Raw genomic sequence first — 8,270 nt, 5'->3', positions numbered from 1 at the left:
TGTATAAAGTCTACACTAACTCGACGATGAATATAACCGTGTGAACCCGGATGCCGCCGCGCGCGCCGTGGCCTTCGAGACCGGTGAGGTCGACGTGCTACCCGGCGGCTCGGTCGAGAACTGGGACGTGCCGCGCCTGACCGAGATGGACAATGTCTGCTCGACCGGCTCGGGCTGGGAATTCTTCGCGCCGCACGCCTGGATGTGGCTCAACAACCGCGAAGGCCCGACCAGCGACGTGCGCTTCCGCCAGGCGGTGATGTACGCCATGGACCGCGACTTCCAGCGCGACGTGGTGTGGAACGGCTTTGGCAATGTCGCCACCGGCCCGGTCTCGTCGAAGACCAACTTCTACTCCGACGACGTGACGATCTACGACCACAACCCCGACAAGGCGAAAGAGCTGCTCGAGGAAATGGGCTACGACGGCGAAGAGGTCCGCCTGCTGCCGCTGCCCTATGGCGAGACCTGGCAGCGCTGGGCCGAGGCCATCCGTCAGAACCTGAACGAGGTCGGCATCAACGTGTCGATCGACAGCACCGACGTGGCCGGCTGGAACGAGAAGACGTCCCAGTGGGACTACGACATGGCGTTCACCTATCTCTACCAGTACGGCGATCCCGCGCTGGGCGTGTCGCGCAACTACACCGCCGACCGCATCAAGAAGGGCAGCCCGTGGAACAACGTCGAGGGCTATGACAACCCCGAGCTCGACGCCAAGTGGTTCGCCGCCGCGACGATGATCTCGCCGGAAGAGCGTCAGGCGGCCTATGACGAGATCCAGAAAGAGATCGTCGACGACGTGCCCGTGGCCTGGCTGCTCGAGCTCGAGTTCCCGACCATCTACCGTTGCGACATCAAGGACCTCGTGACCACCGGCATCGGGATCAACGACGGCCCGCGCAACGCCTGGATCGAGAAGTAACTCTCCCGGATCGGGCCGGCTGTCCCTTGGCCGGCCTGACCTCGAGGCACCGCTCCCTCCCCGTGAGCGGTGCCTCGGGAAACTAATTCCCCCCGAGGACGCATGACCATTCTCATCGCAATCCTCTCGCGGCTCGCGAAGGCGGCACTCACGCTGCTCGCCATCGCTGTCCTGAACTTCTGTCTGCTGCACGCGGCGCCGGGTGACCCGGCGGTGGTGCTTGCAGGCGAGGCGGGCGCGGCCGACGAGCAGATGATCGCGCAGCTGCGCGAACGCTTCGGCCTTGACCAGCCGCTCTACGTGCAGCTCGGCAAGTACATCGCCGGCATCGTGCAGCTGGATCTTGGCTATTCCTTCCGCCAGAGCGCCCCGGTGATCGACCTGATCGCCGAGCGGCTGCCGGCGACGCTGTTGCTGACCCTGACCGCCTTCGTGATCTCGCTGACCTGCGGCATCGCGCTGGGCGTCGCCGCCGCCGCCCGCGTCGGCAAGGTGTCGGACTCGCTGCTGACCACGCTGGCGCTGCTGTTCTACGCGACGCCGCTCTACTGGCTGGCGCTGATGGCGGTGCTGGTGTTCTCGGTCTGGCTCGGCTGGCTGCCCGGCTTCGGTTACGAGACCGTGGGCGCCGATTACTCGGGCTTTGCCCGCGCCATCGACATCCTCAAGCACCTGATCCTGCCGGCGCTGACGCTGGGGCTGTTCTTCATGGCGGTCTACATGCGCATGACGCGGGCCTCGATGCTCGAGGTCTCGACCGCCGATTTCGTCAAGACCGCCAAGGCCAAGGGCCTCTCGGGCGCGGTGATCCGCCGTCGCCATATCCTGCGCAACGCCATCCTGCCAGTGGTGACGCTGGCCGGCCTGCAGGCGGGGCAGCTCGTCGGCGGCGCGGTGCTGACCGAGACGGTCTTTGCCTGGCCCGGCATCGGCCGGCTGATGTTCGAGAGCCTCGCCGCGCGCGATTACAACACCATCCTCGGCGTGTTCCTCGTCTCGGCCGCCATGGTCATCCTGTTCAACATCGTGACCGACATCGTCTACCGGATCGTCGATCCCCGGATCGGAGCGAGGGCCTGAGCCATGTGGAAACGTTTCAGAAGCAATATCGGCGCGATGGTCGGGGTCGTCCTCTTGGCCGCCGTCATCCTGATCGCCATCTTCGCGCCGCTGATCTTTGCCAACACGCCCTGGCAGATGGTGCAGCGCCCGTTCCTCGCGCCGTTCAGCATGGACAGCCTGCCGCTCGGCACCGACACGCTGGGCCGCGACGTGGCCGCGCAGCTCGCCTACGGCGCGCGGGTCTCGCTGCTGGTCGGGCTGGTCTCGACGCTGGTGGCGCTGCTCATCGGGGTGCCGCTGGGGGCGCTCGCCGGGTTCTATGGCGGCTATGTCGATGAAGGCGCTATGCGCTTCACCGAGTTCTTCCAGACCATCCCCAACTTCGCGCTGGCCATCGTGCTGGTGGCGATCTTCGAGCCGACGCTGGCCTCGATCACGCTGGCCATCGCCATCGTCTCCTGGCCGCCGGTGGCGCGCCTCGTGCGGGCCGAGGTGATGTCGGTGCGCAAGCGCGAATTCGTCGATGCCGCGACGCTGGCGGGCCTGTCGAAGCCGCGCATCCTGGTGCGGCAGGTGCTGCCCAACACGGTCTCGCCGATCATCGTCATGGCCTCGCTGATGGTCGCCACCGCGATCCTGCTGGAAAGCTCGCTCTCCTTCCTCGGCCTCGGCGATCCCAACGCCATGAGCTGGGGCTACATGATCGGCGCCGCGCGCACGGTGATCCGCTCGGCCTGGTGGCTGAGCTTCTTCCCCGGCATCGCCATCGTCATCACGGTGCTGGCGCTGAACCTCATCGGCGAAGGTCTCAACGACGCGCTGAACCCGCACCTCTCCCGGAAGGGCAAGGCATGAGCACGACACTTTCCATCGAACACCTCACCATCGGCCTGCCGGAGGGCGCGGATCGCCCCTTCGCGGTCGAGGATGTGAGTATGGCCATCGAGAAGGGCGAGATCCTCTGCGTGGTGGGCGAGTCCGGCTCCGGCAAGTCGATGACCGCCAACGCGCTGATGGGGCTCTTGCCGCCGGGCGTGAATGTGAAGGCCGGGCGCGCCATGTTCGAGGCGCGCGACGTGATCCGCCTGCCCGAGACCGAGAAGCAGGCGCTGCGCGGCGCCAGCATGGCGATGATCTTCCAGGAGCCGATGACGGCGCTGAACCCGCTGATGCGCATCGGCGACCAGATCGTCGAGGTGTTTGCCGCACATGACCGCTACACGCAGTCCGAGCGCCGCGAGAAGGCGCTGGCGCTGATCCGCGAGGTGCAGCTGCCCGACCCCGAGAAGATCATCCGCGCCTACCCGTTCCAGCTTTCGGGCGGGCAGCGGCAGCGGGCGATGATCGCCATGGCGCTGGCGCTCGAGCCGAAGCTGCTGATCGCCGACGAGCCGACCACGGCGCTCGACGTGACCACGCAGGCGCAGATCCTCAAGCTGATCCTCGACCTGCGCGAAAAGCGCGGCATGGCGGTGATGTTCATCACCCATGATTTCGGCGTGGTGGCCGAGATCGCCGATCAGGTCATCGTCATGCGCATGGGCAAGGTGGTCGAGCGCGGCTCGGCGGCCGAGGTGCTCGAAAACCCGCAACACGATTACACCAAGCGCCTGCTCGAGGCGATCCCGACCGGCAAGCTGCCCGAGGCGCGGCAGCTCTCCGAGACGCCGGCGCTCGAGATCAAGGGGCTGCGCAAGGTCTACCGCACCGGCGGCGGCCTGTTCAAACCGGTGCGCGAGGTGCGCGCGGTCGACGATGTCTCGCTCACGGTGGCGCGCGGCGAGGTGCTGGGGCTCGTGGGCGAGAGCGGCTCGGGCAAGTCGACGCTTGGGCGCACCGCGGTGCGGCTCGTAACCCCCGATGGCGGGCAGGTGATGGTCGGCGGCACGGACCTCGCGGCGCTGTCGGACGAGGAGCTGCGCAAGCAGCGCCACAAGGTCCAGATGGTGTTTCAGGATCCCTATGCCTCGCTCAACCCGCGTCAGCGCATCATGGGCGCGATCACCGACGGCCCGATCACCCGCGGCATCCCCCGCAAGGAGGCCGAGGCCCGCGCACGCGAGCTGCTCGAGATCGTGGGGCTTGGCGCCGATGCCGCCAGCCGCTTCCCGCACGAGTTCTCCGGCGGCCAGCGCCAGCGCATCGGCATCGCCCGCGCGCTTGCCATGGACCCGGAGCTGATCATCGCCGACGAGGCGGTCTCGGCGCTCGACGTGTCGATCCAGGCGCAGGTGCTCGACCTGCTGCGCGAGCTGCGCGAGAAGCTCGAGCTGTCGATCCTGTTCATCACCCACGACCTGCGCGTCGCGGCGCAGCTCTGCGACCGCATCGCGGTGATGCAGAAGGGCAAGCTGGTCGAGATCGGCACGGTGCACGACATCTTCCTGAACCCGCAGCAGGATTACACCCGCAAACTTCTCGCCGCCGTGCCCGGCGCCGACTGGGACCAGCAGGGAGCCGCCTGAGCATGATCGGCGTCGTCACCAACACCGCGTTCGAGATGTTCGACCGCTTCAGCCCGGTCTTCGCCACCGAGGCGCCCGAGATCACCATCCTGCGCCCGGGAGACGTGACCCGGCCCGAGGAGGTGTCTTTCGTCTTCACCTTCCGCCCGGCCGATGATGCCTTCGCGCCCTATCCGAACCTGAAAGCGGTGTTCTCCGCCGGGGCCGGGACCGATGCCATCGACGCCTGCCCGTCGCTGCCCGAGGGCGTGCCGGTCTTCCGCGTTGAGGATGCCGACCAGGCGTTGCAGATGGCAGGCTTCGCCGCCTTCCACGTGCACTGGCATCACCGCCACATGGCGCAATACGTCTCCCAGCAGCGCGACGCGGTCTGGGACCGGGTGCTGACCGGCCTGTCGCCGACCCACAAGCGCGTGGGGGTGCTGGGCTTTGGCCATATGGGCCGCGCCATTGCCAAGGGCCTGATGGCGCTGGGCTACCCGGTCTCGGCCTTTGCGCGTTCTCAGCCCAAGCCGCCCGAGCCCGGCGTGCGCCACTTCACCGACGGCCAGATGGACGCCTTCCTCGCCGAGACCGACATGCTGGTCAACGTGCTGCCGCTGACCGAGCAGACCAAGGGGCTGATCGACGCAGCCTTCCTGAGCAAGCTGCCGAAGGGCGCGGCGCTCATCCACATGGGGCGCGGCGGGCAGGTCGACGAGGCGCAGCTTCTCGATGTGCTCGACGAGGGCCATCTCTGCGGCGCCTCGCTGGATGTCTTCGACACCGAGCCCTTGCCGGCGGACAGCCCGCTCTGGGGCCATCCCAAGGTGCTCATCACCCCGCATGTGGCCTCGATCCCCGAGGCGACCTTCGTCGTGCGCGGCATCCGCGACCGGATGCGCGCGCTCGTGCCCGCCTGATCCTCTCCTCCTCCTCCTCTCCCCGCAGGACGCCATGACCACCGATCCCAACGACCTCTCCGCCCGCGAACTCTCGGCCCGCGTCCGCTCCGGCACGCTCTCCGCCGCCTCGGTCATCCGCGACACGCTCGACCGCGTGGCGAAGATGAACCCGAGGGTGAACGCGATCATCCAGGATTGCGGCGCCGATGCCATGGCCGAGGCCGAGGCGCTCGACGCGCGCATCGCCAGGGGCGAGACGGTGGGGGCGCTGGCGGGCGTGCCGGTGACCATCAAGGTGCTCTCGGATCAGGCGGGCTATGCCTCGACCAACAGCTGCCGCATCTTCAAGGACGTGATGGCGACCGAGGATGCGCCCTTCCTGCGCCACCTGCGCGAGAAGGATGCCATCGTCATCGGCCGCACCAACACGCCGGCCTTCTCCTATCGCTGGTTCACCACCAACGGCTTCTACGGCGACACCAAGAACCCGCATAACGACGCGCTGACCGCCGGCGGCTCGTCGGGCGGGGCAGGGGCCGCGGTGGCGACCGGCATGGGCCATATCGGCCACGGCACCGACATCGCCGGCTCGATCCGCTATCCCGCCTATGCCTGCGGCGTGCAGGGGTTGCGTCCGACGCTGGGCCGGGTGCCGATGTTCAACGCCTCCTCCGGCGACCGGGGCGTGGGGCCGCAGATCATGGCGGTCTCGGGGCCGCTGGCGCGCCGGGTCGACGACCTGCGGCTGGGGCTTGAGGGCATGGCGGGCTACGCGCCCGAGGATGTCTGGAGCGCGCCGGTGCCGCTCAACGGCCCGGCCTATCGCCGCCGGGTGGCGCTGGTGAAGCGCCCGGGCGGGATCGACCCCGATCCGCGCATCCTCGAGGATCTCGACCGCGCCGCGGCGATCTTCCGCGCCGCCGGCTGGCAGGTGGACGAGCCGGGCGAGGTGCCCGAGATCCGCGAGGCGGTGGAGCTGCAGATCGATCTCTGGCTCTCCGACGACCACGCCACCAAGCTGCGCATGGCCCACGAGGAGGGCGACCCCGGCGCCATCGCGCTGCTCGAGCATTACGCGCCCCGCGCCGAGGCCATCGACGCCAAGCGCTTCGGCGAGGTGTTCCAGCGCCGCGCCACGCTGGCCCGGCACTGGCGCCACTTCCTGCAGGACTACCCGGTGGTGCTTATGCCGGTCTCCGCCGAACTGCCTTTCAAGCAGGATGCCGACCTCGCCGGCGGCGACGCCGTGGCGCGGCTCTGGGAGGCGCAGCTGCCGCAGATCGCCTTCCCGGCGCTGGGGCTGCCGGGCATCGCGGTGGCCTCGGGCGTGGTCGATCACGTGCCGTCGGGCGTGCACCTGATCGGAGCGCCGTGGCGCGAGGATGTGCTCTGCGACGCGGGCGAAGTGCTCGAGCGCGGTTTCGGCTTTCCCGGCCTCGTCTCCTGACAAAGCTTGACAGATGGGGCGCAAAGCCCCATTTGGGACCGGTAACGCTGCGCTGCCGCGTGAGCTAGCCGCGCCATTGGGGAGATCGCTTCCCCGTCGGGCGCATCAGCGTTGCCAATACCGATTTCCCCATCACGCAGGGTTCTCGATGCGACGGCCGGATGGCGCGGGAAACGCCCGCCTGTCCCGAGGCCGCGCCGCACCCTGACCATGTCGCCCGTCCCGGGCGGCAGGTTCGTACGCCGTATCCGTGCCCGAGGAAGGGCCGTGCGGCCCGACAAAGGATATCTCTTGTTCGATTTCGACATGCTCGGCCTCGCGCCGACCCTCTCCGAAGCCCTGAAGCGCAACGGCTTTTCCGAGCCGACCCCGATCCAGAACCAGGCCATCCCGCTGGCGCTCGAGGGGCATGACGTGCTCGGCCTCGCCCAGACCGGCACCGGCAAGACTCTGGCCTTCGGCCTGCCGCTGATCGACGGTCTGCTGGCCCAGCCCGGCAAGCCCGCGCCCAAGACCGTCAAGGCGCTGGTGCTGGCACCGACCCGCGAGCTGGTCAACCAGATCGCCGACAGCCTGCGTCAGCTCACCGATGGCACCAAGCTGCGCGTCGGCACCGTGGTCGGCGGCCAGTCGATCAACCGCCAGATCAACTTTCTGAGCCGCGGCACTGACATTCTCGTCGCCACGCCGGGCCGCCTCATCGACCTGATGGACCGCAAGGCGGTGGATCTGTCGACCGTGCGCCAGCTGGTGCTCGACGAGGCCGACCAGATGCTCGACATGGGCTTCATCCACGCCCTGCGCCGCATCGCGCCGCAGCTCGGCACGCCGCGCCAGACCATGCTGTTTTCGGCCACCATGCCGAAGCAGATGGAAGAGCTGTCCTCCGCCTACCTGACCAACCCGCGCCGGGTGCAGGTCTCGCCCCCGGGTAAGGCCGCCGACAAGATCACCCAGTCGGTGCATTTCGTCGACAAGGCCGGCAAGCCGTCGAAGCTGCGAGAGGTGCTGGGCCGCGATGACGAGTCGCTGACGCTGGTCTTCGCCCGCACCAAGCACGGCGCCGAGCGGCTGATGAAGGGGCTGGTGGCCGATGGCTACAACGCCGCCTCGATCCATGGCAACAAGAGCCAGGGCCAGCGCGACCGCGCCATCAAGGCGTTCCGCGACGGCGAGATCAACGTGCTCGTCGCCACCGACGTGGCCGCCCGCGGCATCGACATCCCGGGCGTGGCCTATGTGGTCAACTACGACCTGCCGGAAGTGCCCGACAACTACGTGCACCGCATCGGCCGCACCGCCCGCGCCGGCCGCGAGGGCGAGGCGATCGCCTTCTGCGCGCCCGATGAGGCCGATCTGCTGCGCCAGATCCAGAAGCTGATGAAGATCGACATCCCCGTCGCTTCCGGCGACGCGCCGACCGAGCTCACCGAGGGCGGCCCGCGCCGTCGTCGCGGTGGCGGCGGCGGTGGTGGCGGCCGGGGCCG

General features: G+C 68.5%; 6 protein-coding genes and 1 pseudogene. All 7 read left to right on the top strand.

Annotated elements, in window-relative coordinates:
- Positions 1–19: 19 nt before the first annotated feature.
- Positions 20–925, top strand: a pseudogene (locus AC6RA4_RS20840) (ABC transporter substrate-binding protein); the annotation flags it as partial.
- Between the two features lie 102 nt (positions 926–1,027).
- Positions 1,028–2,005: an ABC transporter permease gene (locus tag AC6RA4_RS20835; RefSeq protein WP_500163597.1), complete on the top strand. Its 978-nt coding sequence runs from the start codon at positions 1,028–1,030 to the stop codon at positions 2,003–2,005.
- 3 nt (positions 2,006–2,008) lie between these two features.
- Complete coding sequence (locus tag AC6RA4_RS20830; RefSeq protein WP_222602894.1) at positions 2,009–2,842, top strand: ABC transporter permease; 834 nt, start codon at positions 2,009–2,011, stop codon at positions 2,840–2,842.
- Positions 2,839–4,452, top strand: coding sequence for an ABC transporter ATP-binding protein (locus AC6RA4_RS20825; protein ID WP_500163595.1), 1,614 nt, complete (start codon positions 2,839–2,841; stop codon positions 4,450–4,452). The genes AC6RA4_RS20830 and AC6RA4_RS20825 overlap by 4 nt, the downstream gene beginning before the upstream one ends.
- 2 nt (positions 4,453–4,454) lie before the next feature.
- Positions 4,455–5,354, top strand: a complete 900-nt coding sequence (locus AC6RA4_RS20820) for a 2-hydroxyacid dehydrogenase (RefSeq protein WP_500163594.1) — start codon at positions 4,455–4,457, stop codon at positions 5,352–5,354.
- A 34-nt stretch (positions 5,355–5,388) separates the two neighbouring features.
- Positions 5,389–6,783: an amidase gene (locus AC6RA4_RS20815; protein ID WP_500163592.1), complete on the top strand. Its 1,395-nt coding sequence runs from the start codon at positions 5,389–5,391 to the stop codon at positions 6,781–6,783.
- 291 nt (positions 6,784–7,074) lie between these two features.
- Positions 7,075–8,270: DEAD/DEAH box helicase (locus tag AC6RA4_RS20810; RefSeq protein WP_500163590.1), on the top strand; the 1,196-nt coding region annotated here is incomplete at its 3' end.

Source organism: Salipiger sp., from assembly GCF_059781815.1.
This window is presented reverse-complemented; position numbering and strand designations above follow the sequence as displayed.

Coding starts and splice junctions, on each gene's coding strand:
- AC6RA4_RS20835 (WP_500163597.1), top strand. CDS start 1,028: ATGACCATTCTCATCGCAATCCTCTCGCGGCTCGCGAAGGCGGCACTC.
- AC6RA4_RS20830 (WP_222602894.1), top strand. CDS start 2,009: ATGTGGAAACGTTTCAGAAGCAATATCGGCGCGATGGTCGGGGTCGTC.
- AC6RA4_RS20825 (WP_500163595.1), top strand. CDS start 2,839: ATGAGCACGACACTTTCCATCGAACACCTCACCATCGGCCTGCCGGAG.
- AC6RA4_RS20820 (WP_500163594.1), top strand. CDS start 4,455: ATGATCGGCGTCGTCACCAACACCGCGTTCGAGATGTTCGACCGCTTC.
- AC6RA4_RS20815 (WP_500163592.1), top strand. CDS start 5,389: ATGACCACCGATCCCAACGACCTCTCCGCCCGCGAACTCTCGGCCCGC.